Source organism: uncultured Pseudophaeobacter sp., from assembly GCA_905479575.1.
In the GTDB taxonomy this organism is placed as follows: Bacteria; Pseudomonadota; Alphaproteobacteria; order Rhodobacterales; family Rhodobacteraceae; genus Pseudophaeobacter.
Window position 1 is genome coordinate 44,288 of sequence record CAJQNB010000045.1, and the last position, 23,864, is coordinate 68,151.

Consider the following 23,864-nt stretch of genomic DNA (forward strand, 5'->3'; position numbering starts at 1 on the left):
CCGGTCACCATAGGCGGCAGGCCTCAGGTGCCGTAGCTTTGCCCCCAACGCTCGATCAGCTGTTGCTGCAGCCGCTTGGCCCTTTTGTTCCAACTCCGGGCGCCGGCCGGGCGCTCGCGTTCTGCCCGGCTGATGCGTGCCCGCGCTTTGGTATCGGCGGCAAAGATCACAAAAGCCAGAACCGTGCCGCTGGAGGTGGCCAAGAACCCCCCCAACCCAGAGACAAAATTCAGGGTTCCCGTTTTAGCGGTCACCTTGATCGGGTGGTTTTTGACAATCCGGCCATTGCCATCGCGCATCGGAAAGCTCTTGAGCAGCGGCTTGAGCCTGCCAGCTTTGTAGGCGGTGACCAGCACCTTGAGCAGGGCATTGGGGGCGACCCGCGAGGCCTCTCCCAGGCCGGAATGATCCACCATGTGGATCGCGCTCACACCGTATTTGGCACGCACCCAACGCGACATTTCAGCCGCCGAATCCTTCAGCCCTCTGGGGCGCTTGCCGCGTTTCGCTGTGGCTGTCATGCCGATCATTTCAGCCATCAGATTGTTGGAGTATTTCAGCATGGCCTTGAGCATCAAATCCAGCGGTGGGCTGTGATGCTGTGCCAGCAAGGTGGCGGTTGGCAATGATGACACCCTTTTGGCCGCCTTTAGCTTGATGCCATGCGCGCGCGCCATGGTGCGAAACACATCTGCGGCATAGTCCGCAGGGCGGCGCACCGGCAGCCAGCGCGACCCGCCTTTGCCAAGCGCCTGGGAGGCCACAGTCCAGCTGTCCTTCCCGTTGCGATCTGCATAGGTATAGACAGGCAGGGCCCGATTGGCGACTTTCATCCGCGCCATGCTGACCCCGGGACGATACTTTGTAGTGCGGGCGTCCATAGCGACGCTCCAGCTTTTGCCAGCCCGTTTCCATTCAAAATGCACCCGGTTAAAATTCAGCGCGATACCAGCAACCGCGGGGCTATAGCCCACATGATCGGGCTGATCTGCATCAATGGTGGAAATGCGCGGCAGCGCCCCGTCCCACACCATGAACCCACCGCGCACTTCGCGAACGCCTGCCTTTTTCAGCGCCGCCGCCAGCTGCGCCAGATGATCGGTGTTCAGCATCGGATCGCCGCCACCGGCCAGGATCAAATCGCCCTTCAGCACCCCGCCCGACAGGGTGCCCGTTGACAAAATCTGCGTGGTGAACCGGTAATCTGCTCCCAGACTGTCGAGCGCATAAAGCGCTGTCAGCGCCTTGGCGACGCTGGCCGGCGGCAGTTCCTCTTCGCCCGCATGAGATTCCAGTTCTTTGCCACTTGTGACCTCGGCAACGGCACAGGCCACCTGTCCGGACAGGTCAGACCGCGCCAAGAAGGTCTCCAGGCTACCCGCGGCACTGGCGCGGCTGGCAGCCGCGCCGCCAGAGCCAAGCCCGACTGAGGCACGGGCCTGGGGCCGCAACGAGGTTTTGGGCGCATTGGCCAGAGCCGCTGGCGCCGCCAGAGCCGCTGCGGCGGCAGAAAGGAAAAAGCGTCTCGAAAACATGTCAGTCAATATCTAATAAAATTGCTACCAAACGGCAAATGAAGACCATATCTACTATTTGCGCCATATCTCATACCTTATCTGCGGCAAAATCACCTGCAAAAATGCTCCCAGCCTGACGGTCTCTCTGCCAAAGGGAGCCGCAAGTCAGGCCAGTTTGGCACGGCAAAGGGCCGTTAAAAAGGCGGCAATTGGCTCTTTTCGGGTCGATCTCACACCAGATTCTCACCCTTTGGCTGACGACCAGCCCCCCGTTGCCCGGATTGCGGTAGAACTCTCTGCGATCATCGGCACATTGACAAAGCACCAGGCCGGGGCCGTTGATCGGGCCAAAATCTGGCTCTGGCTGTCCTTGACCATCTGGCGGCGGTAGATTCGCGCCGCAGGGGACAGGCGCGCAGAAATGCGGTCTCCGGGACGCGCCAGGACGCCAATCGGCACGGTTTCCATAATCTGCTGCCAGTCCTTCCAATGGTGGAAATGCGCCAGATTATCCGCCCCCATCAGCCAGGTGAACCGCACCTGCGGGTAAAGCCGCCGCAACGCCCGCAGAGTTTCGGCGGTGTAGCGGGTGCCCAGCCGCGCCTCGACATCGCTGATCCGCACCCTTGGGTGATCCATCAGCGCCTGTGCGGCTGCAATGCGGCGTTCCATACTGGCAGGTGCACGGGTTTTCAGCGGATTACCCGGCGAAACCAGCCACCAGAGGCAATCCAGGTCAAACCGCTGCAAGGCGGCCCGACTGATCTGCACATGGCCCTGGTGCGCCGGATCAAACGACCCGCCGAGCAAGCCCACGGTCATGCCGGGGCGCAGATATGGAAACCCCTGCCTCATCTAAGGCTTGATGCACATAAATCACCGGAATTCCAAGCCCCAAGCACAGGGTGATACCTCAATAGAATTGCAAAAGTTGACCACATGTATTGGCACTGGGTCGCAAGAAAATCGGCGACAAACTGTCAGAGCAGGTCCAACGCATCAACGGCCCGCACGTCATCGTCTTGGATGCAACCACCCGTGAAAATTGTCGCGGATTATTTTGATCCCTGCGTTCTTCCGGCTGACCAGTAGAGTTTTGTGCCGGAGAGACATCAGGCCCGCGCCTGTCCTTGGGGAGGGGCGAATGCGCCTTCGTCATACTGAAAACATGCCTCCGGCCTGACGGGAAAGTTAGGCGCGGGATGGGCCACGGCGTGGCACGTTCCAAAGCAGTGGATGACCTTTTCCATATCTCATGATCAACGTGACATTGCCCCTTGGCCTGCCATCCGCTATCACACCAGCCAGCACGAATTTCCCCATCATGGAGCAGTCACATGGCCGCCTATCAATACGTCTACCACATGCAGGGTGTCTCCAAGACCTACCCCGGTGGCAAAAAATGCTTTGAAAACATCCACCTGTCCTTCCTTCCCGGCGTGAAAATCGGTGTCGTCGGTGTCAACGGCGCTGGTAAATCGACCCTGATGAAGATCATGGCTGGTCTCGACAAGGATTTCACCGGCGAAGCCTGGGCTGCCGAAGGCGCGCGCGTTGGCTATCTGCCGCAGGAGCCCAAGCTCGACGAGAGCCTGACGGTGCGTGAAAACGTCATGCTGGGTCTGGCCGAGAAAAAGGCCAAGGTGGATCGCTTTAACCAGATCGCGGTTGAGATGGCAGAGAACTACACCGACGAGCTGATGGAAGAAATGACCGCGCTGCAGGATAGCATTGACGCGGAAAACCTCTGGGATCTGGACAGCCAGGTCGATGTCTCGATGGAGGCCCTGCGCTGCCCCCCCGATGATGCCGAGATCGCCAATCTGTCGGGCGGTGAAAAACGCCGAGTGGCCCTGTGCAAACTGCTGCTCGAAGCGCCTGACATGCTGCTGCTCGATGAACCCACCAACCACCTGGATGCGGAAACCATCGCCTGGCTGCAACAGCACCTGATCGACTACAAAGGCACCATCCTCTGCGTCACTCACGACCGTTATTTCCTGGATGACATCACCAGCTGGATCCTGGAACTGGACCGCGGCAAGGGCATCCCCTACGAGGGCAACTATTCCGCATGGCTGGAACAGAAGGCCAAGCGCCTGGAGCAGGAAGCCCGCGAGGACAAGTCCAAGCAGCAGACCCTGCAGCGCGAACTTGAGTGGATGCGCCAGGGCGCCAAGGCCCGTCAGGCCAAATCAAAGGCCCGGATCAACGCCTATAACGATCTGGCGGAACAGTCCGAACGCGAAAAGCTCACCCGCGCCCAGATCGTCATCCCCAATGGCCCCCGTCTGGGCAGCAAGGTGATCGAGGTCGAGGGCATCTCGAAACACTATGGCGACAAACAGCTGGTGGAGAACCTCTCCTTTGATCTGCCTCCCGGCGGTATTGTCGGTGTGATCGGCCCCAACGGCGCCGGTAAATCCACCCTGTTCCGCATGCTGACCGGCCAGGAACAGCCCGACAGCGGCTCGGTTTCTTATGGCGACACGGTAAAGCTTTCTTATGTGGATCAGTCGCGCGATGACTTGAAAGACAATGAAACCGTCTGGGAAGCCATCTCTGGGGGGGCTGAAATCATTGAACTCGGCGACGCTCAGGTGAACTCCCGCGCCTATTGCTCTTCGTTCAACTTCAAAGGCGGCGATCAGCAAAAACCGCTGAACCTGTTGTCTGGTGGTGAGCGTAACCGTGTCCACATGGCGCGCCTGCTGAAAGAGGGCGGCAACGTGCTGCTCCTCGATGAACCGACCAACGATCTGGACGTGGAGACCCTGCGGGCGCTCGAAGACGCGCTGGTAGATTTTGCCGGCTGCGCCGTGGTGATTTCCCACGACCGTTTCTTCCTCGACCGGATCTGCACCCATATGCTGGCCTTTGAAGGCGACGCCCATGTGGAATGGTTCGAGGGCAACTTTGAGGATTACGAGGAAGACAAGAAACGCCGTCTCGGCGCCGATGCCCTTGAGCCCAAGCGGTTGAAGCACAAGAAGTTTGTGCGCTGACGGGCTGGCTTCCACTATTAGGAGCATTTGGCCTTGGTTCTGTGATGACAGCTTTCGTTCAAAGCTGGCTGTCATCACGCGCCAAACTAAACGAACGGAGCTTTCAAGAGCGTAAGGAAGCTATCAAGGTTTACTGGAGGCGTATCACCGTGCCGCAGTCGAGGGCACAGACCAAGCATCAAAGAACTTTGCTTATTGGCAGATGCGTTGTGAAATAGTAGCCCCTGTCATAGTTCGAGAAGCTATAGACGAGATCATCGCCTCCAACGCAGACCGAAAGGGCCGATCACGCGCTCATGACAAACTAAAATCTTCGATGCGTCGCGATCTTGGGATTACGTCTGAATAGTTTTTCTTCGTTGCACTAAAGGTCTAAGCCCGAAGGCCCGCGCCTGACCTTGGGGAGGTGCAAAGCGCCTTCCCGGGGGGAAGGTCAGGCGCGGGCCGTGCGGCTTGCGCCTAACGTCCCAGGGGATATCCTCTAGAGTTCGGGCTTTGGGTTGCGCTGCTGGGTGCGAAGGGCTCCCCCTGTCCCTGCCTCTGTGAGCGGCAGCGCAAACGGGTTGAATTTCATCTTTCCAAAATTATTCCCGCCGGAGGCAATTCAGGATGGCGTGCGCTCGCCGCCCCGCTCTCCCTTGCATTTTGCCTTTTGCTCCTCTTGCGCTAGGCTGGACAGACCTCACGCCAGTCTGTTTCCGTGTTATCCGTTTGAAAGGGTCCCTCCCATGCCGATCACCGCCGAAGAAATCGCTGCCAAGGTCGAGGCTACCAAGGGCAGAAAGGCCAAGCGCAAAAGACTGACCACCGCCCCCGAAGGCACCAAGGGTAAGAAACTGCCCAGCGATCTGCGCAAGGGGCTAGAGGCGCATTTTCGCAGCAAGCTCTCCAAAGTTCAGGTTCATATCGGCGGCAATGCCAAAGACCTGTGTAAGGAGCTGAAAGCCAAGGCCTTTACCATTGGCAACGATGTCTATTTCGCCCGACCCGCCAGCGCTAAAAACACCGACCTTTTGGTCCATGAGCTTGCTCATGTGTTGCAACAGGGCCGTGGCAAGATGCCAAAACCCCGTGACGGTCAGGCCTTGGTTTCAAAATAGACCGCCCAAATACCGTGACCAAGCCTTCATGAACCCAAACAATTTTTCTTTGTTTTTTGGGGTTTTGGACACAAAGCCATTCTTCGAAGCCTTAGATCGCGCAAGGTTTGAACAAAATCTTAACCATTTGTCGCTGTATTGGAGAGGCGGTGCCGCGCTAAGTTCTGGCCGTGGCCTCGGTGAGGGAGAAATGTTTTGGCTTTTGTAAGTATCATGTTCGGTTCTGTCTTTGGGCTGCTGTCTGCCGTAACCGGCTTTGCGCTGTTTGACTTGCACGTCTGGCAGAGCCTGCTGCTTTACTCAGCGTCCGGCGTTCTGTTTGCGGTTCTGTCAATCACCATCCTGGCTCTGCGCAGTGGCTTCGCCGCAAAATCGCTCAACCTGGAAAATCAGGCCGCCATTGGTGCCTGATTTCAGGCCCTCCCCCGGACAGGAAATCCCTAGCGGGCCTTAACCCAGCTGACAATCTGACCTTCCCGTAAAGCGCCTGACTGGCGCTTTTTCTCTTTGCCGCGCTCAAAAGCAACCAGGGTCGGGATGCCTTTGATCCGATAGCGCCCGCCAGTGGATTGATGTCTCTGGGTGTCCAGCTTGACCAGACGCGCCTGCCCCGCCAGTTTACTGGACGCCTTGGCATATTCCGGCCCCATCATCTTGCAAGGGCCGCACCAGGGGGCCCAAAAGTCCACCACCAAAGGCAGGTCATCGTTCTGTGCCGCCTTCTGCAGCACCGCCGGGTCCACATCCACGGGCTGTTTCGGCAGCAGCGCCGCGCCACAGCTGCCGCATTTTGCCCCAGCCGTCAGTTTCGCCTCCGGCACCCGGTTCAGCTGCGCGCAGGACAGGCAGGTCAAGGTTTTCATCGCCATCTGTTGCGCCATCACGTGCTCTCCAGTGTATTGTATCCCCGAGATATAAGCGCTGCTTGGGGTTCTACAAGCCAAACAGCAGGGCGACAGGCTTGACCCCACCGTGGGTGACACGCAGACTGGCCAGGACTTGTTCCAACATGTGAGGCCCAGATGATTTCTCGCCGCGCGTTTTCCAGCTCTGCCCTGGCGGGTTTTACCGCCGCAGCGCTGCCCGCTCTGTCCCGACCAAGCCCGGCCCTGGCCAAAGAGGCCCCGGTCTTTGATCCAACACCGCAATATGTGCGGATAAAAAAAGAGTTCCTCCCCGGTGAGATCCTGATCCTGACCCGGTCATACTACCTGTATTTTGTGACCGAAAAACGCAAAGCCATTCGCTATGGCGTTGGGGTCGGCAAGGCCGGGCTAGAGTTCACCGGCAGCGCCATCATCCAGCGCAAACGAGAATGGCCCAGCTGGCGACCCACCCAGGAAATGATCGAACGCAGTCCGCGCAGCTATGGGCGGTTCGCCGATAACAGCTATGTTCAGCCCGGCGGGCCGGACAATCCCCTGGGGGCACGGGCGCTTTATCTGTATCAAAACGGGGTGGACACCTATTTCCGCATCCATGGCACCACCCAGCCCGAAACCATTGGCTCATCCGCCTCCAATGGCTGCATCCGGATGTTGAACGAACATGTAACCGATCTTTATAATCGGGTCCCTATCGGCACCAAAGTCACGGTTTTATAGCCGCCGCCAGTCCAAACCACGGGGTAAAAGCGCCGCCCAAGCGCCTATTTGCCCTCTTGGTGCCCATCACGCGCGCAAGATGCAACGCTTGCTGCGGTGACAGCAAAGACTACGAGATTTTTTCTTGCGTGAGGGCTTCTTCTGTCCAATGCTGTCACCGCGAGGTCATAAAAGGGGTGCAAATGGACCCTGATGGGGGGCGCTCCCCCAGAATGAACGCGCCATACTGCCGCATGCTGCGGGCAGAGCACGTGAGAAGAAACTAGGAGAAGAGACGATGGCAACTGGCACCGTCAAATGGTTCAACACCACAAAAGGCTTCGGCTTTATCGCCCCCGACAGTGGCGGAAGCGATGTATTTGTTCACATTTCTGCGGTTGAACGGTCCGGCCTGACCGGCCTCGCAGACAACCAAAAAGTCAGCTACGAAATGCAGCCCGGCCGCGACGGTCGTGAATCCGCTGTGGATCTCGCGCTGCTTTGATCCGCCAAAGATGACCCATTCTGGCGGCCCCTGTTTCGGTCGGGGCCGCTTTTGATTCCTGGCCCTAGCTCTTGGCTGCGGCAGCTTCAATCCGGGCTGCCAGCTGCAGTACCACAGGGCCCAGCGCCGCCACATTCAAGGCCACGCCCCTGGCATTGGGGTGAATATTGTCCCCCTGCATATAGGCCTGCGCCGCCGCCGGATCATCGCCCGCAACCGCGCGAATTCCGGCAAAGGCATCCGGGTGCAACAGCGCGCCAAACTCCTGCGCCAGCTCTGCATAGATGCTGTCAAAACGCGCCTTGTAATCGGGTCCGAAATTCCCCGGCGCCTGCATCCCGATCAACAGCACCTCAACCTCTTGCGCCTGTGCTGTCACCAGGATCTGACGCAGGTTTGCACGGGCCTGAAGCGGCGGCAGACCGCGCAGCAGATCATTGCCGCCTAACAGCACAATCAGCCCCTGCGGCTGATCTGCCAGCGTCCAGTCGATCCGGGCAGCGCCGCCGGCGGTGGTATCGCCGGACACCCCTGCATTGGTCAACCGGACCTCAGCTCCCTGTTCTTGCAGCCAGTGTTGCAATTGCGGCACCAGCCCGTCGCCCTGGGGCAATCCATAGCCCTGGACCAGACTATCTCCAAAGGCCGTGATCCGCAGATCCTCGGCGCGCGTATCAGAGGCGTAGGTCACGAGAAAAATCATCCCAAACAGGGCTAATACCTTGTGCATTGCAGCAAATGCTCCATATCCGATAGAGTATATTTAACAGGCGCAGCTTCATGACAGAAACAGATAGACCCGTTCTTCACCTTCAAGATGCGTCTTTAACGCTGAATGGCAATACCGGACCGGTGCGAATTCTGCAGGATATCTCTTTGGATGTCGCACGCGGGGAAACCCTGGGCCTGATTGGCCCCTCGGGATCGGGCAAGTCGTCGCTGTTGATGTTGATGGGCGGGCTGGAGCTGGCAACCGGTGGCCATATTTCTGCGCTGGGGCAGGATCTGACCGCCATGGATGAGGACGCTCTGGCGCGGTTTCGCCGCAATCACATGGGGGTGGTGTTCCAAAGCTTCCATCTGATCCCCACTATGACCGCGCTGGAAAATGTCGCCACCCCGTTGGAGCTGGCAGGACGGCGCGACGCCTTTGACGTCGCCCTGGTTGAGCTTGAAGCCGTGGGGCTGGGCCATCGTGCGGGTCATTTCCCGGCGCAGCTGTCGGGCGGGGAACAACAACGTGTGGCCCTGGCCCGCGCCCTGGCACCGCGCCCTGAGATCCTGCTGGCGGATGAGCCAACCGGCAATCTGGATGAGGCCAATGGCGCCGCTGTGATGGATCTGCTGTTTGACCTGCGCGACCGCTCAGGCGCCACATTGATCATGGTGACCCATGCGCCGGAACTCGCCAGTCGCTGTGATCGGGTGATCCGCCTGCGTGATGGCCGGCTGGCAGACCCCTCAGCCGCAAGTGAGGCGGCAGAATGACGGGCCAGTCGCTCAGCCAGTCCCGCACGCCCGCCTTCTCACTCCGTCTTGCCTGGCGCTTTGCCCTGCGTGAGCTGCGCAGCGGCGTCAAAGGCTTTCGCATCTTTCTCGCTTGTCTGGCTCTTGGGGTGGCGGTGATTGCCGCCATTGGCTCGATCCGCGCCTCGATTGAGGCCGGCTTGACCCAAGAAGGCGCCAGTCTGCTGGGCGGCGACGCTGAACTCACCTTTACCTATCGCTTTGCCAATGACGAAGAGCGCGCCTGGATGGCCACCCATTCCGAGGCGGTCTCGCAGATTGTCGAGTTCCGCTCGATGGCGACCTTAGGCGACGAACGCGCCCTGACCCAGGTCAAAGCGGTTGATAATGCCTATCCGCTGACCGGCAGCCTGACCCTGCAACCCGACATCCCCCTGGCGCAGGCGCTGGCGGGCAATGGCACGCTGCCCGGTGTGGCGATGATGCCGGTTCTGGCGGATCGGCTGGGGCTCAAGCCCGGGGATACGGTCCGCTTTGGCACCCGCGACTTTGTGCTGATGGCCACCATCAAAACCGAGCCAGACGCCGCCGCCTCCGGCTTTGCCCTGGGGCCACGTACCCTGGTGGCCCGCCCAGCCCTAGAGGGCTCCGGCCTTTTGGCGCCCGGCTCGCTCTATTCCACCAAATACCGGCTGGCGCTGGCCCCGGACACCGATCTCGACGCGCTGCAGGCCGAGGCCCGCGCCCAGTTTGAGGACAACGGCATGCGCTGGCGTGATGCCCGCAACGGCGCCCCCGGCATTGCCACCTTTGTCGACCGTCTGGGCGGGTTTCTGGTGCTGGTCGGGCTCTCTGGTCTGGCGGTGGGCGGCGTTGGCGTATCTGCTGCTGTGCGCGCCTATCTGGCCACCAAGACCGAAACCATCGCCATCCTGCGCACCCTTGGCGCTGAACGGCAGGTGATTTTCCTCACTTATTTCTTGCAAATCGGCGCACTGACCCTGCTGGGGGTCAGCATCGGGCTGCTGCTCGGCGGGTTGGGGCCAATCCTGCTGGGGCCGATGATTGCAGCGCAACTGCCCTTCCCGGCGGTTTTTGCGGTCTACCCCGCCACCCTGGTTGAGGCGGCACTTTATGGCTTTCTCACTGCCTTTATCTTTGCCCTGTGGCCGCTGGCCCGGGCCGAGCGCATCCGCGCTGCCTCGCTGTTTCGCGGCGCCTTGGGCGAGGTAAGCCGCCTGCCGGCGCTCCGCTATATTCTGGCAACCGTCCTGGCGCTGGTCCTGCTTGTGGGCTCGGCCGCCTGGTTCTCTGGCGCCGCAAAGCTGACGCTCTGGACTGCAGGGGGGCTGATGGGCGCCCTGCTGGTGCTGTTGATTGCCGCCCTGGGTCTGGGCTGGCTGGCACGGCGTGGTTCCCACATCACCCGTGGCCGCCCGGCGCTGCGATGGGCACTGGCCGCGATTGGCACCGCCCGCGATGGCGCCGTGCCTGCGGTCCTGGCGCTGGGTCTGGGGCTGACGGTTCTGGCCGCCATTGGCCAGATCGACGGCAATATGCGCCGCGCCATTGCCGGCAATCTGCCCGATGTGGCGCCCTCTTATTTCTTTGTCGACATTCAGCGCGATCAGATGCCCGCCTTCCTAGAGCGTGTCGAAGGCGACCCGGCTGTCAGCAAGGTCGAAAGCGCGCCAATGTTGCGGGCGGTCATTACCAAGATCAACGGCACCCCCGCACAGGAGGTCGCAGGCGATCACTGGGTGGTGCGCGGCGATCGTGGCGTCACCTATGCGGCAGCACAGCCCAAAGGCACCGAGGTGGTGGCAGGCAGCTGGTGGCCCGAGGATTACACCGGCCCGCCGCAGGTCAGCTTTGCCGCTGAAGAGGCCGAGGAACTGGGCCTGGACCTGGGCGACACCATCACCCTGAACGTGTTGGGCCGTGACATACAGGCCGAAATCACCAGCTTTCGCAATGTCGATTTCTCCACCGCCGGCATGGGCTTTGTGCTGACCCTGAATGAGGCGGCACTGGCCGGTGCGCCGCATAGTTTTATCGCCACGGTCTATGCCGAGACCAGCGCAGAGGCGCAGATCCTGCGGGATCTGGCGCAGGAAATGCCCAATATCACCGCCATCCGGGTCCGCGATGCGATTGACCGGGTCTCCGATATTTTGCGCCAGCTGGCCGCTGCCACCAGCTATGGTGCCGCTGCCACCCTGATCACCGGGTTTCTGGTGCTGCTGGGCACCGCCGCCGCCGGAGAGCCCGCCCGGCGCTACGAAGCAGCCTTGCTCAAGACCCTTGGGGCCTCTCGCCGCAAAATCCTGCTGAGCTTTGCCCTGCGGTCTATCATTCTGGGCGCAGGCGCTGGGGGTGTTGCCCTGCTGGCAGGCGTTGCCGGCGCCTGGGCGGTGAATATCTATGTCTTTGAGACCGCCTATGTGGTGATCTGGCCCAATGCGCTGGCGGTGGTCTCTGGGGGCATCGCTACCACGCTGCTGGCCGGGTTGATCTTTGCCTGGCGCCCACTGGCCGCCCGTCCCGCCCGTATTTTGCGAGCCCGTGAATAAAGCAAGCACGCGAAAGCGCCTTTTGCCTTCAGGAACAGATACCCCCAGGCCAAATCCACCCCAGGCCAAATCAGGCCCGGTTTGACCAGCCATGTCTCTGGCAGACCTAACCCGCTGCAGCCGTCGCGACACCTGTCGCGGAACCTGCGCAGGCAACCGGCTGCAAGATCCGCATCAGGTCGTGATTTTCGCAGATCAGCGCTTCCAGGGTGATGTCGTCCAGCGAGGCGTAAAAAGCCTGTGCCGCATCCGCAAGCGCCACCTTCAGGCGGCAGGCACTAGAGAGCGGGCAGGTGTTGTCGGCATCGGCAAAACACTCCACCATCGGCAGCGCGCCTTCGACATCGCGAAACACCTCGCCAATCTGGATCTGTTCAGGTTGACGCCCCAGGGTCATGCCGCCGTTGCGCCCGCGCTGGGTATGCAGGTAGCCAAGCTGGCTCAGCTGGTTGATGACTTGGGCCAGATGGTTTTCCGAGATATTGCAACACTCGGCGATCTCGGCCTTAGTGACCAAACGATCCGCGTTTGCTGCACAATACATCAGCAGTCGGACGGCGATATTGGTCCTTTTTGTAATGCGCATAATCCTGGCTCCCGCTACTTTCAGCTAGGGGTTTATTGCACAACTCGGCAAAAAGCGGTTTGACATACATCAATTGCCCCGGCTTCAAAAATGGAATGACGATGAAATGATGCCCCACCCTCCTTATTTCTTTGGCTATGGCAGCCTGGTAAACACCGCCACCCACGACTACCTGGATCCACAGCCCGCGCGGCTCCGCGGCTGGCGGCGCAGCTGGTGCCACACCCCCCTGCGTGATGTGGCCTTTCTCACCGTCGAACCCGCGCCGCAGGTTGAAATCGACGGGTTGATCGCCGCCGTCCCGAATGCCGACTGGCAGGCGCTGGACGCGCGCGAGTTTGCCTATGACCGCCTGCCCGCAGATCACCAGGTCCGCCATGCCCTGCCTGATCATACCGAAATTTCCTTCTATGCGGTGCCGACAGAGGCGCAAAACCAAGGCAGCCATCGCCACCCGATCTTGCTGAGCTACCTTGATGTGGTGGTTCAGGGCCATCTGCAGGTCTTTGGTACGGCGGGCGTGGATGCGTTTTTTGCCAGCACTGCGGGCTGGGACGCACCGATCCTGAACGACCGGCAGCAGCCACGCTATCCCCGCCACCAGGTTCTGTCCGCCACCGAGCAGCAGCTGGTGGACCACCATCTGACCCAGCTGAACGCCCAGGTGCTGAGCTAGCTCTTTTCCCCCGCAGGCCAAGGTTCCACCACGCACCAAAAGGCGCGATACAATCGCTCCGCGCGCCGCGCCGGGCAAGGCCCGGCGCCCGGCCCAACTGTGTCGTCCCATTCTTTGAATGGGGCTGAACAGGCGGGAGCCCCCCCTTCCCTGTCCCAGCGCACAAAAAAGGCGACCCTCCTTCAGGGTCGCCTGCTGTCTGTTTCGCTGTCGCCAGCCAGGTTGTTTGCCAGGTTGCTTGTCGCGATTTAGCCGCGCGCTTGCACAACCGACATCAGCGCCAACAGCGCGCTCATGTCTGGTCCGCGTTCGCGCCCGGTGACCGCCTTGCGCAGCGGCATGAACAAGCCCTTGCCCTTGCGCCCAGTGGCCTCTTTCACTGCGGTGGTCCAGCTCTTCCAGCTCTCATTATCATAGGGGCCTTCCGGCAGCAGTTTCATCGCCTCAGCGATGAATTCCGCATCCTCATCGGCGATCAGCGGTGCGGCACCGTTTTGGCACAGATCCCACCAGCCCTGCAGATCTTTCAGCGTGGTGATGTTTTCCTTGGCCATTGCCCAAAAGCCTTCTTGCTTGTCTGCAGGTACGCCCAGGGCCTCTACATGTGGTTTCACCTGGTCCAGCGTCAGCGACTGCAAATAGCGTGCGGTCAGCGGATACAGATCCTCCACATCAAACTTGGTGGGCGCCGCGCCAAAGCGGTTGATGTCAAAGCCCTCAACCAGCGCCGCCATCTCAGCGCGCACTTCAACCGGATCCGAAGACCCCAACCGGGCCATCAGGCTCAGCAATGCCATGGGCTGCACGCCTGCTTCGCGCAGGTCGCGCAGCGCCAGGGTGCCAAGCCGTTTGGACAGCGCTTCGCCCTGGGGGCCGGTCAACAACGAGTGATGGGCAAATTCGGGCACCGCGCCGCCCAGCGCCTTGATGATCTGGATCTGAGTGGCGGTATTGGTCACATGGTCCGATCCCCGCACCACATGGGTGACGCCCATTTCGGTGTCATCCACCACCGATGCCAGGGTATACAGGAACTGACCATCGCCCCGGATCAGTACCGGGTCGGACACCGACGCGGCATCAATCGAGATATCGCCCAGCACGCCGTCTTTCCACTCTATACGCTCATGGTCCAGCTTAAAGCGCCAGACACCATCGCCGCGTTCCGCCCGCAGGGCTGCTTTTTCATCCCCGGACAATGCCAGGGCTGCGCGGTCATAGACCGGTGGCTTGCCCATGTTCAGCTGTTTCTTGCGCTTCAGGTCCAGCTCGGTTGGAGTCTCAAAGGCCTCATAAAAGCGGCCAATGCTGCGCAGCTCATCCGCGGCAGCAACATAGCGTTCCAGCCGTTCGGACTGGCGCTCAACCCGGTCCCAGGTCAGGCCCAGCCATTCCAGGTCCTGTTTGATCGCATCGACATATTCTTCCTTCGAGCGCTCAGGGTCGGTGTCATCAATACGCAGAATGAACTCTCCGCCGGCCTTGCGGGCGATCAAGAAATTCATCAGCGCGGTGCGCAGATTGCCGACGTGGATATATCCAGTGGGCGACGGGGCAAAACGAGTGGTTGTCATTAGATATCTCCTGTTGTCCTGCCCATCTCACATAGGGCTGGCTTTGTCCAGTTTTTGCCACCTGCCGCGCCGCATCCCTGCCGCTACAATCGCCGCAGTTATGCGCTATGCTTTGCGCCGACTAAACCCGCCACAGGCCGGCGCCCCGAGCCATAAAACACCCAGCTAGAAGGCCCCCCGCTTAAAACTCCGACACACAGTTGCGTGAGGTTGGCCTTAAACCTCTTTGATTTGCGCCATGCTCGGCTAGGCTCTCAGCGACGATCAAGACGCGAACCTTCCAAGTGACCCTTTGAATTCGCCAAACCGGCGACATCCAATCCACCGCCACCTTGGCAGAAAGGACTTCCCCATGACCGTAAAATTCACCCGCCGTACCGCCCTAACCGCCGCCGCAGCCCTGCCTCTGGCCGCAACCGCCCGCAGCGCCAGTGCCAGCGCCGAGCTGGCCAAGGCCCCCGCATCCCACACGCGCAGCTTCAAACTTGGCGACTTTACCGTCACCACATTGCTGGACGGCAGCCGACCCGTCGAAAACCCGCAGCCGATTTTTGGCGGCGGTGCCAGTGATGCCGAGTTCGCCGCCACCTCGGCCCAGAACTTCATTCCCACCGACGTTGCGCAATTCTTCTTTACCCCAACACTTGTCGACACTGGTCAAGAGAAGATCCTGTTTGATACCGGCCTGGGCCAGGGCGGCATTCAGATGGCGCTGGCCGAGGTGGGCCTGACCCCGAAGGATATCAACGTGGTTGTGCTCACCCATATGCACCCGGATCATATCGGTGGCATGACCACGGCGGGGGCAGAAACCTTCTCAAAGGCGCGCTATATCACCGGGCGTCAGGAGTTTGATTTCTGGGGCACACAGGCAGCAGGCAACCGCATAGGCGATCTGATGGCCAAGAAAGTGACACCGTTTGCCGAAAAGCTCTCGTTTCTGGAGGATGGCGGCTCGGTTGCTTCCGGGATCAGCGCGGTGGCCAGCTTTGGCCATACCCCCGGCCATATGGGTTACATGCTTGACAGCGGCGGGCAGCAGCTGATGCTGACCGCAGATCTGGCCAATCACTATGTCTGGTCCTTTGCCCACCCGGACTGGGAGGTGAAGTTCGACATGGACAAAGAGGCCGCGACCGGCGCGCGGCGGAAAATCCTCGATATGCTCGCCAGCACCCGCACGCCGATGATCGGCTACCACATGCCCTTTCCGGCGGCCGGCTATGTGGAAACACGCGGCTCCGGTTTCCGCTTTGTGCCTGTCAGCTATCAGATGATGGGCTAAACCCAAACAAAACTCGGATAAAACGAAAGGAGCTGCCGCGCAAACGCCGCGGCAGCTCCTAATCTATTTTTTCCAAAACCGCGACAGGCGGAATTCATGTGGGTCCACCACGGGCGCATCCCCGGTGACCAGATCCGCTGTCAGACGTCCCGCCGCCGGACCGATGCCAAACCCATGGCCGCTGTATCCGGTGGAGACAAACAACCCGGGCAGATCATCCACCTGCGAAATCACGGGCACCGCATCCGGTGTGACATCAATCATCCCGCCCCAGCTCTGCACCACATCGGCACCTTGCAATACCGGAAAGGCCCTTTGCGCCGCTTCCCAGCCTTGCTTGATCGCCTTTTGCGACGGTGCAGGATCAAGCACCCGGGCGTTTTCAAATGGCGTGGTCTGCTGTGGCGTCCAGCGCCGGTCCTGCGCCGCCTCTTCGCGCCACCGGCCCGACCCCGTGAGACGCAGCTGAAGCGAGCGCCATTCCTGCAGATAACTGGGAAGGAATTTCAGCCCCAGGCGCAGCGTATCGGGAACAATATCGACGATGTTTTCTGTGCCATTGGCAATGGTATAGCCGCCATCCAGCCGCTTGCGCAGCGAAAAACCATTGCTCCAGATCGCGGTTTCCGGCCCATCCTGAACCGCCGAGGTCCGCAGCACGGAATTCAAGACTTTGAGCTGCGGCAGAGAGACCCCCGCATTGCCCAGAAACAGCCGCGACCAGGCGCCGCCCGCGACCACCACAGCCGAACAGGCCACCCGCCCCCGTTCGGTGATCACGTTGCTGACCCGCCCTGCTTCGGTTTCAACCGCGCGCACCGCGCATTCCGTCATCACCTTGGCCCCTGCGGCCTGCGCTGCCCGCGCAATGGCATGAGTGGCCAATTGCGGCTCGGCACGCCCATCAAGCGGGGTGTAGTAGCCGGAGATCACTTTGCCCTGATATCCGGGCATCACCGGCTTCAGCAGATCACCACGCAGCATTTGCCCCGGCAGGTCCAGCGCCGCCAGATGCGGTGCCCAGGCTTCCAGCTTTGCCTCTTCGCGGCCGCTTTCGGCAGTGTAGAGGATACCAGAGCGCTGATAGCCGGTGGGATGGCCAGTGCGCGCCTCCAGCCCCTCCCAGATTTTCATCGCCTCTGCCATCAGTGGCAGCTCGCGCGGGTCTCGCTGGGAAATCCGCACCCAGCCCCAATTGCGTGAACTCTGCTCGCCTGCAATCTGACCCTTTTCGCACAGCAACACGGAAACCCCGCGCTCGGCCAGTTCAAGTGCCGTCGAGGCACCAATGATCCCCCCCCCAACAACAACCGCATCAACGCGTTTGGGCAGGGCTAGATCGGCTTGGAAATAGGGCAGCTTAGGTCCAGGCATGAGATGGTCTATGCCGCGCCGCTGGCTTTTGGTCCAGAGGACAAAACAGCCCCCCGGCAGGCCGGGAACAAAATGTGATTTTTCGGACGCATGGTTGGCACTCTTGGGACATAGCTTTTTGTGTGAAGCGAATAAAATCAGGCCAAATCAGGTGCCAAAGCACCAAGATCGCGCGGCCTGGTCTCAATATAATAGTTAAGAAGAGTCACGAAAACGATTGACAATAGGGTAGCGCCGATCAAGCCAAAAGGCCCGTGGAGACAGCCGTGCACCCGGGGCCGACTGAAAGCGTTTGTATTCACTGATATAAATCAGATGCTCGACCCGCTTGGCTGTTTCGCGCGCGAAACCTTTGGCCACACAATCCGCGATTGAGCCGTCCTGATCGACCAGAATCTCCAGAATGGCGTCCAGCTCGGGGTAGTCCGGCAGGCTATCGCTGTCTTTCTGGTCGTCGCGCAACTCAGCCGAGGGCGGCTTGTCGATCACATTGGGGCGGATCACCTCACCTGCCGGGCCCATCATCCAGGGGCGGTGATTGCCATTGCGCCAGCGGCAGGTTTCAAACACCCGGGTTTTATAGAGATCCTTGATCGGGTTGTAGCCACCGTTCATGTCGCCATAAATGGTCGCATAGCCAACGGCCACTTCGGATTTGTTGCCGGTGGTGAGCAGCATCTCGCCAAACTTGTTCGACATCGCCATCAGCAACAGCCCCCGCAGGCGGGACTGGATGTTTTCCTCGGTGAGGTCTTCATCGCGCCCGGCAAACAGCGGCGCCAGCGTGTTTGAGATGGCACTGCGGCCTTCGGCAATGGGCACATAATCGTAATGCACCCCCAGGGCTTCGGCCACGGCCTCGGCGTCATCCAGCGATTCCCGGCTGGTGTATTCAGAGGGCAGCATCACACAGCGCACATTTTCGGCGCCAATCGCATCCACGGCAATGGCGGCAACAATGGCGGAATCCACCCCGCCCGACAGCCCCAACAGCGCCTTTTTGAACCCGGTCTTACCCATGTAGTCACGTAAGGATTCGACCATGGTGCGATAGTCCTGCTCCCATTCATCGGGCAGATGGGCCTTTTCGCCCTCAACAGCGCGCCAGCCTTCGGGGGTGCGCTGCAGATCCAGCTGGGTTATTGCCTCGTCAAACACCGGCATTTGCAGCGCCAGAGCCCCGCCGGGATTCAACACAAATGTGCCGCCATCAAAGACCTGGTCATCCTGACCGCCAACCAGATTGAGATAGATCACCGGCAGGCCGGTTTCTACCGCGCGGGCCACCATGTGATTCTGCCGCACTTCCATCTTGTTGCGGTAATAGGGCGAGCCATTGGGAATCAGCAGGAATTCTGCGCCGGTCTCTTCCAGGGTTTCCGCCACGTCCTCGTGCCAGCCATCTTCGCAGATCGGCGAGCCAATGCGGGTATCGCCCACCGCATAAGGACCGCCCAGAGGCCCCACATCAAAAATCCGCACCTCGTCAAACACGGTTTCATTGGGCAAATGGTGCTTCAGACACTGCGAAGAAATCTTGCCGCCCTTGAGGATCAAATAGGCATTAAAGAGCTTATCCCCGTCGACCCAGGGGCAGCCAATTGCCAGCGCCGGACCATCGGCGCAGTCCTGTGCCAGCTGTTCGGCGGCGGCCATAGCGGCCTGTTGGAACACTGGCCTCATCACCAGATCCTGGGTGTTATAACCGGTCAGAAACATCTCCGGCAGCGCCACCAGATCGGCCCCGGCCTTGCGCCCCTCGGCCCAGGCCGTCCGCGCCTTTGCAGCATTGCCAACAAGATCCCCGACGGTGGGGTTCAATTGCGCCAGTGTCACCCGGAAACGATCAGCCATTCTGCACAAGCCCTTTGCAAAACATGTTCCCAGTCGTTTATCAGATCAGGAGCCAAGGAAAAGGGCCGAGTGCAAAAGACATTGCGACACGCGTGTTGCTCGCTTAGTTTCCTAGCAAGTCGCCCACAAGTCACCCATTGGCAAACGCAAATCCCGCGCTGGTTTCAGACTGGCACAGGTAAGACAGAGGTTTTTATGACCCGTTACAGCAGAACGCTTGCGATCCTTTCCTTTCTGACCCTGGCCAGCGCCACCGGCAGCCCCCTCTGGGCCCAGGATGGCACCATCATCACCAGTGAGGACGAAATCGGCGGGGTCTATGAGGGCACCTTCCGCGGCGGCGTGCAGCATGGCACCGGCACCTATCGCCTGCCCAATGGCTATGAATACTCTGGCGACTGGGTCGATGGGGAAATTCTCGGCCAGGGGGTTGCACGCTTTCCCAATGGCGCGGTCTATGAAGGCGAGTTCGTCAAGGGAAAACCCGAAGGTCTGGGCAAGATCACGCTCTCGGATGGCGGCACTTATGAGGGCGAATGGATGGCCGGCGTCATCAATGGCCAGGGCGTCGCAGTCTATGCCAATGGGGTGCGCTATGAGGGCAGCTTTGTTCAGGGGGAGCACCAGGGCAAAGGGGTGATGCAAAACCCCGGCGGCTATGAATACGACGGGGATTGGATCGAAGGTCGCAAAGAGGGGACCGCCACCATTACCTATCCCGATGGCGCCACCTATCAGGGCGATATTGTCGACGGTCTGCTGCATGGCACCGGCACGTTGCAGATGCCCGACGGGCTGCACTATGAAGGCGAGTGGGTCGGCAATCAGATGCACGGCATCGGCACCCTCACCCAGCCCAACGGCGATGTCTACACCGGTCCGCTCGACCAGGGGCGGCGCCAGGGGATTGGCACCCAGACCCATGCCAATGGCGACGTCTATGAAGGCATGTTCCAGGATGACCTGCGCCACGGCACCGGCACCTTTACCAAAACCGACGGCTATACCTATACCGGCGACTGGCTGGCGGGCCAGATCGAGGGCAATGGTCGCGTCACCTATCCCGATGGCTCGGTCTATGTGGGGCAGTTTCAGGATGATCTGTCCCATGGCACCGGCAAAATCACCTATCCCGATGGCTCGACCTATGAAGGCGACTGGATTGCCGGAGTGATCGAAGGCAATGGCACCGCCACCTATCCCAATGGGGTCACCTACACGGGCGCGTTTCAGAATGCCCGCAACCATGGTCAGGGCGTCATGACGGACGCCAGCGGCTATCGCTATGATGGCGGCTGGAAGGATGGGCAGCGCCACGGCGAGGCCCGTGTAACCTATGCGGATGGCTCGATCTACAGCGGTAGCTTCGTGAACAGCCAGCGCCATGGCAAGGGCAAGATCGAGATGCCCAACGGCTTTACCTATGAAGGCGACTGGAGCGAAGGCAAGATCACCGGTTCAGGCACCGCCACCTATGCCACCGGAGATGTCTACGTCGGCAGCTTTGTGAACGGCAAACGCCAGGGGGCCGGCACCATGACCTATGTCAGCGGCCAAACTGTCAGTGGCGAATGGGATAAGGGCGCGCCTCCCAGTGCAGATGGATCGGCAGCCGAGGCCGAGGGAAACACCGCCGACGACACCTAACCCCCATCGGGCAAGGCCAAGATAGGTGCCGACGTGCCAATCTTGGCCTGCAATCTTGGCCTGAAAGTGCGGATGCAACAGCAACGCGCTGATCCCGCATCGCCAAGGCCTGCCCCAAGGCAGCAGTAACGCAGCAGCAAGCCGCTCAGTGTTGCTGCGGTATTGAGCGCTTGCCGCTGTCCAAAGCAGCAAAATTCTCTCTTTTCATTCACCCCGGCCTCTGTATAAATCACCCCATGACCATTTGCGCAGATATCCCCATGACCAACGCCGCGTCGCGTGCTGTGTCTCTGCGCGCCCTACTACTGCTCCTAGTCCGCCTCTGAGCGTGCCTTTTGGCGCGTCCGCTCAGAGGAGAATGGATTTACGCGTCAGAACACACCCCCAGAAATGGACTTCAGGACAGAGCTAGAAAGATTTCAAAATGACAAATGTTACCGACAAAGGTCGCGTGCTGATCTTCGACACCACCCTGCGTGATGGCGAACAGAGCCCCGGCGCCACCATGACCCATGACGAAAAACTCGAGATTGCCGAGCTGCTGGATGACATGGGCGTCGACATTATCGAAGCCGGCTTTCCCATCGCCTCTGAAGGCGACTTCAAGGCGGTGAGCGAAATCGCAGAGCGGTCAAAGAATTCGGTGATCTGCGGGCTCGCCCGTGCCAATTTTAAAGATATCGACCGCTGCGCCGAGGCCGTGCGCAGCGCTGCGCGACCGCGCATCCATACCTTTATCGGCACCTCGCCGCTGCACCGCGCCATTCCCAATCTTTCCATGGATGAGATGGCCGACAAGATCCACGAAACCGTCACCCATGCGCGCAACCTGGTGGACAATGTGCAGTGGTCACCGATGGACGCCACCCGCACCGAGTGGGACTACCTGTGCCGGGTGATTGAAATCGCCATCAAGGCTGGTGCCACCACCATCAACATCCCCGACACTGTCGGTTATACCGCCCCGGCTGAGAGTGCTGATCTGATCAAACGCCTGATCGAAACAGTTCCCGGCGCCGATGAGGTGATCTTTGCCACCCATTGTCACAATGACCTTGGCATGGCGACGGCAAACTCGCTGGCGGCCGTAGCCGGTGGTGCGCGTCAGATCGAATGCACCATCAATGGCCTGGGTGAACGGGCCGGCAATACCGCGCTCGAAGAGGTGGTGATGGCGCTGAAAGTACGCAGTGACATCATGCCCTGGGTGACCGGCATCGACACCTCCAAGATCATGCATATCTCGCGGCGCGTTGCCACCGTTTCGGGGTTCAACGTGCAGTTCAACAAGGCCATCGTCGGCAAGAACGCCTTTGCCCATGAAAGCGGCATCCACCAGGATGGCATGCTCAAGAACAAGGAAACCTTTGAGATCATGCGCCCCGAAGATGTGGGTCTGGCCGGCACCTCGTTGCCGCTTGGCAAACACTCGGGCCGCGCGGCCCTGCGCGACAAGCTCACCACTCTGGGGTTTGAAGTCGGCGACAACCAGCTGAAAGATCTGTTTGTGCGCTTCAAAGAACTGGCCGACCGCAAGAAGGAAGTCTTTGACGACGATATTGTCGCCCTCATGAGGGTTGGTGAGGATGCCGAAAATGACCATCTGCAGCTGGTCTCGATGAAGGTTGTCTGTGGCACTGGTGGCCCGGCAGAGGCAACGGTTGAGATGGAAATCGACGGCAAAGACCTGACAGCGGTGGAAAGCGGCGACGGCCCTGTGGATGCCACCTTCAAGGCGATCCGCAAGCTCTATCCAAACACCGCCCGCTTGCAGCTGTATCAGGTGAACGCAGTGACCGAAGGCACCGATGCCCAGGCCACTGTTTCGGTCCGGCTGGAAGAGGAGGGCATCATCGCCACCGGCGAGAGCGCCAATACCGATACGGTTGTGGCCTCGGCCAAGGCCTATATCAACGCGCTGAACCGGGTGATCGTGCGGCGCGGCAAAGTCGGCGAAGGCGTCGACACCCGCGAGATCTCATACAAAGACGTCACCTGAGGGTAAGCCTTATGGCAGCGTGACAGCAACATGCGCCGCACAGCAATGTGGCGCATGATGTGCAAATACCCGACGACAGGCAAAAGCCCCGCAGCTCAGCTCAGCGCTGCAAAAAGCGCGTCCAGGCGGGCACATTCGGCCTCGGTGCCGAAGGGCGTATTGACCACAAACATGCCAGAGCCAATCATCCGGTGCCCTTCGCGCGCTGGTGGAAACCGCACCTCGTGACGCAGGGCACCGGGCAGGTCCTGGTTTTCCAGCGCCCGCAGCATCGGCCCATGGGCACCATCCTTCAGGATCGGATACCACAGGGCAATAATGCCGACGTTCCACTTGCGATGCAGAGTGGCGATGATGCCGGGGATGCGGCCATAGTCGCTTTTGATTTCATAGCTTGGATCAATCAACAACACGCCACGCCGCGGGGTGGGCGGCGCCAGGGACTGAGCCAGCTCAAACCCGTCCTGCAGATGCACCTTGGCCCGCCCCCGTGGCAGCGCCTGCCGCAGGGCGTCATGTTCGCCGGGATGCAGCTCGGCAAAATGCAGGCTGTCCTGCGGGCGCAGCAGGGTCGAGGCAATCAGCGGCGAGCCGGGATAGGCCATATCGCCATGCGCTGCCTGACAGGCCGCCAGCGCCTGGCGCAGCGGATGCTCGACTGGCAACAGACCATCGCCCAGAATGCGATCAATACCCGCCGCCGCCTCGCCGGTTTTCACCGCCTCCGGCGCATCCAGATGGTACAGGCCCCGCCCGGCGTGGGTTTCGATATAGCTGACCGGTTTGTCCTTGCGGGTGAGGTAGGACAGAATCACCGCCAGCAGCGAATGTTTCTGCACATCGGCCAGATTTCCGGCGTGATAGATATGTTGATAGGATAGCATAGCACCGGCTTTAGCCTGAAATTGCACCATACGAAACCTCGAAAGACACCCGGTGGGATCTCGGTGGGATCTCGGTGGGATCTCGGCACCTGCCTGCTTGGGGTGGGGTCTGCCCATTGCCCTGCCCCCGGCAAAGCGCAAGTCCGATGCCCAGAATATCGCCCAGGCCGGCGAAAAGGCGCTAGTTGACCTTAAAACGCCCTTTCGCGGCAGGGCTGCGCTGGTATAAGACCTT

General features: G+C 60.3%; 20 protein-coding genes. 11 read left to right on the top strand and 9 right to left on the bottom strand.

The window, feature by feature from the left end:
• Window positions 1-23 precede the first annotated feature (23 nt).
• Together dacB and QZ268_RS13120 are read right to left on the bottom strand one after the other, a co-directional pair.
• On the bottom strand, window positions 24-1,535 hold the full coding sequence (dacB, locus tag QZ268_RS13115) for a D-alanyl-D-alanine carboxypeptidase/D-alanyl-D-alanine-endopeptidase (RefSeq protein WP_295453341.1): 1,512 nt from the start codon (window positions 1,533-1,535) through the stop codon (window positions 24-26).
• Between the two features lie 225 nt (window positions 1,536-1,760).
• The gene (locus QZ268_RS13120; protein WP_295453344.1) at window positions 1,761-2,372 is read right to left on the bottom strand and encodes a nicotinate-nucleotide adenylyltransferase; all 612 of its coding nucleotides are present in this window, start codon (window positions 2,370-2,372) and stop codon (window positions 1,761-1,763) included.
• Between the two features lie 482 nt (window positions 2,373-2,854).
• On the opposite strand from QZ268_RS13120, the gene ettA reads away from it, so the two are divergent.
• From ettA to QZ268_RS13135, 3 genes are all read left to right on the top strand, one after another.
• Window positions 2,855-4,522, top strand: a complete 1,668-nt coding sequence (gene ettA / locus QZ268_RS13125; protein ID WP_295453346.1) for an energy-dependent translational throttle protein EttA — start codon at window positions 2,855-2,857, stop codon at window positions 4,520-4,522.
• Window positions 4,523-5,250: 728 nt separating this feature from the next.
• Entirely contained in the window at window positions 5,251-5,622 is a 372-nt protein-coding gene (locus QZ268_RS13130; RefSeq protein WP_295453349.1) for a DUF4157 domain-containing protein, read from the top strand.
• A gap of 195 nt (window positions 5,623-5,817) precedes the next feature.
• Entirely contained in the window at window positions 5,818-6,033 is a 216-nt protein-coding gene (locus tag QZ268_RS13135) for a hypothetical protein (protein ID WP_295453352.1), read from the top strand.
• Between the two features lie 29 nt (window positions 6,034-6,062).
• Here QZ268_RS13135 and QZ268_RS13140 read toward each other — a convergent pair whose 3' ends face one another.
• On the bottom strand, window positions 6,063-6,491 hold the full coding sequence (locus QZ268_RS13140) for a thioredoxin domain-containing protein (protein WP_295453411.1): 429 nt from the start codon (window positions 6,489-6,491) through the stop codon (window positions 6,063-6,065).
• Window positions 6,492-6,644: 153 nt separating this feature from the next.
• On the opposite strand from QZ268_RS13140, the gene QZ268_RS13145 reads away from it, so the two are divergent.
• Window positions 6,645-7,226 carry a L,D-transpeptidase gene (locus tag QZ268_RS13145; RefSeq protein WP_295453355.1) on the top strand — a complete coding sequence of 194 codons (582 nt, stop codon included), beginning with the start codon at window positions 6,645-6,647 and terminating at the stop codon, window positions 7,224-7,226.
• A gap of 277 nt (window positions 7,227-7,503) precedes the next feature.
• Window positions 7,504-7,710 (top strand): cold-shock protein, encoded by a 207-nt coding sequence (locus tag QZ268_RS13150; protein WP_027241328.1) that lies wholly within the window; start codon window positions 7,504-7,506, stop codon window positions 7,708-7,710.
• Window positions 7,711-7,774: 64 nt separating this feature from the next.
• Here QZ268_RS13150 and QZ268_RS13155 read toward each other — a convergent pair whose 3' ends face one another.
• Window positions 7,775-8,440, bottom strand: a complete 666-nt coding sequence (locus QZ268_RS13155; RefSeq protein ID WP_295453359.1) for an arylesterase — start codon at window positions 8,438-8,440, stop codon at window positions 7,775-7,777.
• A gap of 50 nt (window positions 8,441-8,490) precedes the next feature.
• Here QZ268_RS13155 and QZ268_RS13160 point away from each other — a divergent pair, with 50 nt between their 5' ends.
• The gene (locus tag QZ268_RS13160; protein WP_295453362.1) at window positions 8,491-9,198 is read left to right on the top strand and encodes an ABC transporter ATP-binding protein; all 708 of its coding nucleotides are present in this window, start codon (window positions 8,491-8,493) and stop codon (window positions 9,196-9,198) included.
• The gene (locus QZ268_RS13165) at window positions 9,195-11,750 is read left to right on the top strand and encodes an FtsX-like permease family protein (RefSeq protein ID WP_295453364.1); all 2,556 of its coding nucleotides are present in this window, start codon (window positions 9,195-9,197) and stop codon (window positions 11,748-11,750) included. The genes QZ268_RS13160 and QZ268_RS13165 overlap by 4 nt, the downstream gene beginning before the upstream one ends.
• A gap of 106 nt (window positions 11,751-11,856) precedes the next feature.
• On the opposite strand, the gene QZ268_RS13170 is transcribed toward QZ268_RS13165, so the two are convergent.
• Window positions 11,857-12,336 (bottom strand): Rrf2 family transcriptional regulator, encoded by a 480-nt coding sequence (locus QZ268_RS13170; protein ID WP_295453367.1) that lies wholly within the window; start codon window positions 12,334-12,336, stop codon window positions 11,857-11,859.
• A 106-nt stretch (window positions 12,337-12,442) separates the two neighbouring features.
• On the opposite strand from QZ268_RS13170, the gene QZ268_RS13175 reads away from it, so the two are divergent.
• Entirely contained in the window at window positions 12,443-13,012 is a 570-nt protein-coding gene (locus tag QZ268_RS13175; RefSeq protein WP_295453370.1) for a gamma-glutamylcyclotransferase family protein, read from the top strand.
• 248 nt (window positions 13,013-13,260) lie between these two features.
• Here QZ268_RS13175 and gltX read toward each other — a convergent pair whose 3' ends face one another.
• Window positions 13,261-14,586 carry a glutamate--tRNA ligase gene (gltX, locus tag QZ268_RS13180; protein WP_295453372.1) on the bottom strand — a complete coding sequence of 442 codons (1,326 nt, stop codon included), beginning with the start codon at window positions 14,584-14,586 and terminating at the stop codon, window positions 13,261-13,263.
• Between the two features lie 352 nt (window positions 14,587-14,938).
• On the opposite strand from gltX, the gene QZ268_RS13185 reads away from it, so the two are divergent.
• Window positions 14,939-15,871 carry an MBL fold metallo-hydrolase gene (locus QZ268_RS13185; RefSeq protein WP_295453374.1) on the top strand — a complete coding sequence of 311 codons (933 nt, stop codon included), beginning with the start codon at window positions 14,939-14,941 and terminating at the stop codon, window positions 15,869-15,871.
• A 63-nt stretch (window positions 15,872-15,934) separates the two neighbouring features.
• Here QZ268_RS13185 and QZ268_RS13190 read toward each other — a convergent pair whose 3' ends face one another.
• Window positions 15,935-17,245 carry an FAD-binding oxidoreductase gene (locus QZ268_RS13190; RefSeq protein ID WP_295453376.1) on the bottom strand — a complete coding sequence of 437 codons (1,311 nt, stop codon included), beginning with the start codon at window positions 17,243-17,245 and terminating at the stop codon, window positions 15,935-15,937.
• 195 nt (window positions 17,246-17,440) lie between these two features.
• A complete protein-coding gene (locus tag QZ268_RS13195; RefSeq protein WP_295453378.1) occupies window positions 17,441-19,099 on the bottom strand; it encodes an NAD+ synthase in 1,659 nt (552 codons plus the stop codon).
• 195 nt (window positions 19,100-19,294) lie between these two features.
• Here QZ268_RS13195 and QZ268_RS13200 point away from each other — a divergent pair, with 195 nt between their 5' ends.
• Both QZ268_RS13200 and QZ268_RS13205 read left to right on the top strand, forming a co-directional pair.
• A complete protein-coding gene (locus tag QZ268_RS13200) occupies window positions 19,295-20,746 on the top strand; it encodes a 2-isopropylmalate synthase (RefSeq protein ID WP_295453381.1) in 1,452 nt (483 codons plus the stop codon).
• 424 nt (window positions 20,747-21,170) lie between these two features.
• Entirely contained in the window at window positions 21,171-22,745 is a 1,575-nt protein-coding gene (locus QZ268_RS13205) for a 2-isopropylmalate synthase (RefSeq protein ID WP_295453384.1), read from the top strand.
• Between the two features lie 95 nt (window positions 22,746-22,840).
• Here the strand turns inward: QZ268_RS13205 and rlmJ are convergent, their stop codons facing one another.
• Entirely contained in the window at window positions 22,841-23,629 is a 789-nt protein-coding gene (gene rlmJ / locus QZ268_RS13210) for a 23S rRNA (adenine(2030)-N(6))-methyltransferase RlmJ (protein WP_295453387.1), read from the bottom strand.
• Between the last annotated feature and the right edge of the window lie 235 nt (window positions 23,630-23,864).

Bases quoted from the DNA above. Each gene is read 5' to 3' on its own strand.
- QZ268_RS13190 (WP_295453376.1), bottom strand. From the start codon at position 17,245: ATGCCTGGACCTAAGCTGCCCTATTTCCAAGCCGATCTAGCCCTGCCC.
- dacB (WP_295453341.1), bottom strand. From the start codon at position 1,535: ATGTTTTCGAGACGCTTTTTCCTTTCTGCCGCCGCAGCGGCTCTGGCG.
- rlmJ (WP_295453387.1), bottom strand. From the start codon at position 23,629: ATGCTATCCTATCAACATATCTATCACGCCGGAAATCTGGCCGATGTG.
- QZ268_RS13200 (WP_295453381.1), top strand. From the start codon at position 19,295: ATGACCCGTTACAGCAGAACGCTTGCGATCCTTTCCTTTCTGACCCTG.
- QZ268_RS13140 (WP_295453411.1), bottom strand. From the start codon at position 6,491: ATGGCGATGAAAACCTTGACCTGCCTGTCCTGCGCGCAGCTGAACCGG.
- QZ268_RS13145 (WP_295453355.1), top strand. From the start codon at position 6,645: ATGATTTCTCGCCGCGCGTTTTCCAGCTCTGCCCTGGCGGGTTTTACC.
- QZ268_RS13130 (WP_295453349.1), top strand. From the start codon at position 5,251: ATGCCGATCACCGCCGAAGAAATCGCTGCCAAGGTCGAGGCTACCAAG.
- ettA (WP_295453346.1), top strand. From the start codon at position 2,855: ATGGCCGCCTATCAATACGTCTACCACATGCAGGGTGTCTCCAAGACC.
- QZ268_RS13170 (WP_295453367.1), bottom strand. From the start codon at position 12,336: ATGCGCATTACAAAAAGGACCAATATCGCCGTCCGACTGCTGATGTAT.
- QZ268_RS13185 (WP_295453374.1), top strand. From the start codon at position 14,939: ATGACCGTAAAATTCACCCGCCGTACCGCCCTAACCGCCGCCGCAGCC.
- QZ268_RS13205 (WP_295453384.1), top strand. From the start codon at position 21,171: ATGACAAATGTTACCGACAAAGGTCGCGTGCTGATCTTCGACACCACC.
- QZ268_RS13165 (WP_295453364.1), top strand. From the start codon at position 9,195: ATGACGGGCCAGTCGCTCAGCCAGTCCCGCACGCCCGCCTTCTCACTC.
- QZ268_RS13120 (WP_295453344.1), bottom strand. From the start codon at position 2,372: ATGAGGCAGGGGTTTCCATATCTGCGCCCCGGCATGACCGTGGGCTTG.
- QZ268_RS13155 (WP_295453359.1), bottom strand. From the start codon at position 8,440: ATGCACAAGGTATTAGCCCTGTTTGGGATGATTTTTCTCGTGACCTAC.
- QZ268_RS13175 (WP_295453370.1), top strand. From the start codon at position 12,443: ATGATGCCCCACCCTCCTTATTTCTTTGGCTATGGCAGCCTGGTAAAC.
- gltX (WP_295453372.1), bottom strand. From the start codon at position 14,586: ATGACAACCACTCGTTTTGCCCCGTCGCCCACTGGATATATCCACGTC.
- QZ268_RS13150 (WP_027241328.1), top strand. From the start codon at position 7,504: ATGGCAACTGGCACCGTCAAATGGTTCAACACCACAAAAGGCTTCGGC.
- QZ268_RS13195 (WP_295453378.1), bottom strand. From the start codon at position 19,099: ATGGCTGATCGTTTCCGGGTGACACTGGCGCAATTGAACCCCACCGTC.
- QZ268_RS13160 (WP_295453362.1), top strand. From the start codon at position 8,491: ATGACAGAAACAGATAGACCCGTTCTTCACCTTCAAGATGCGTCTTTA.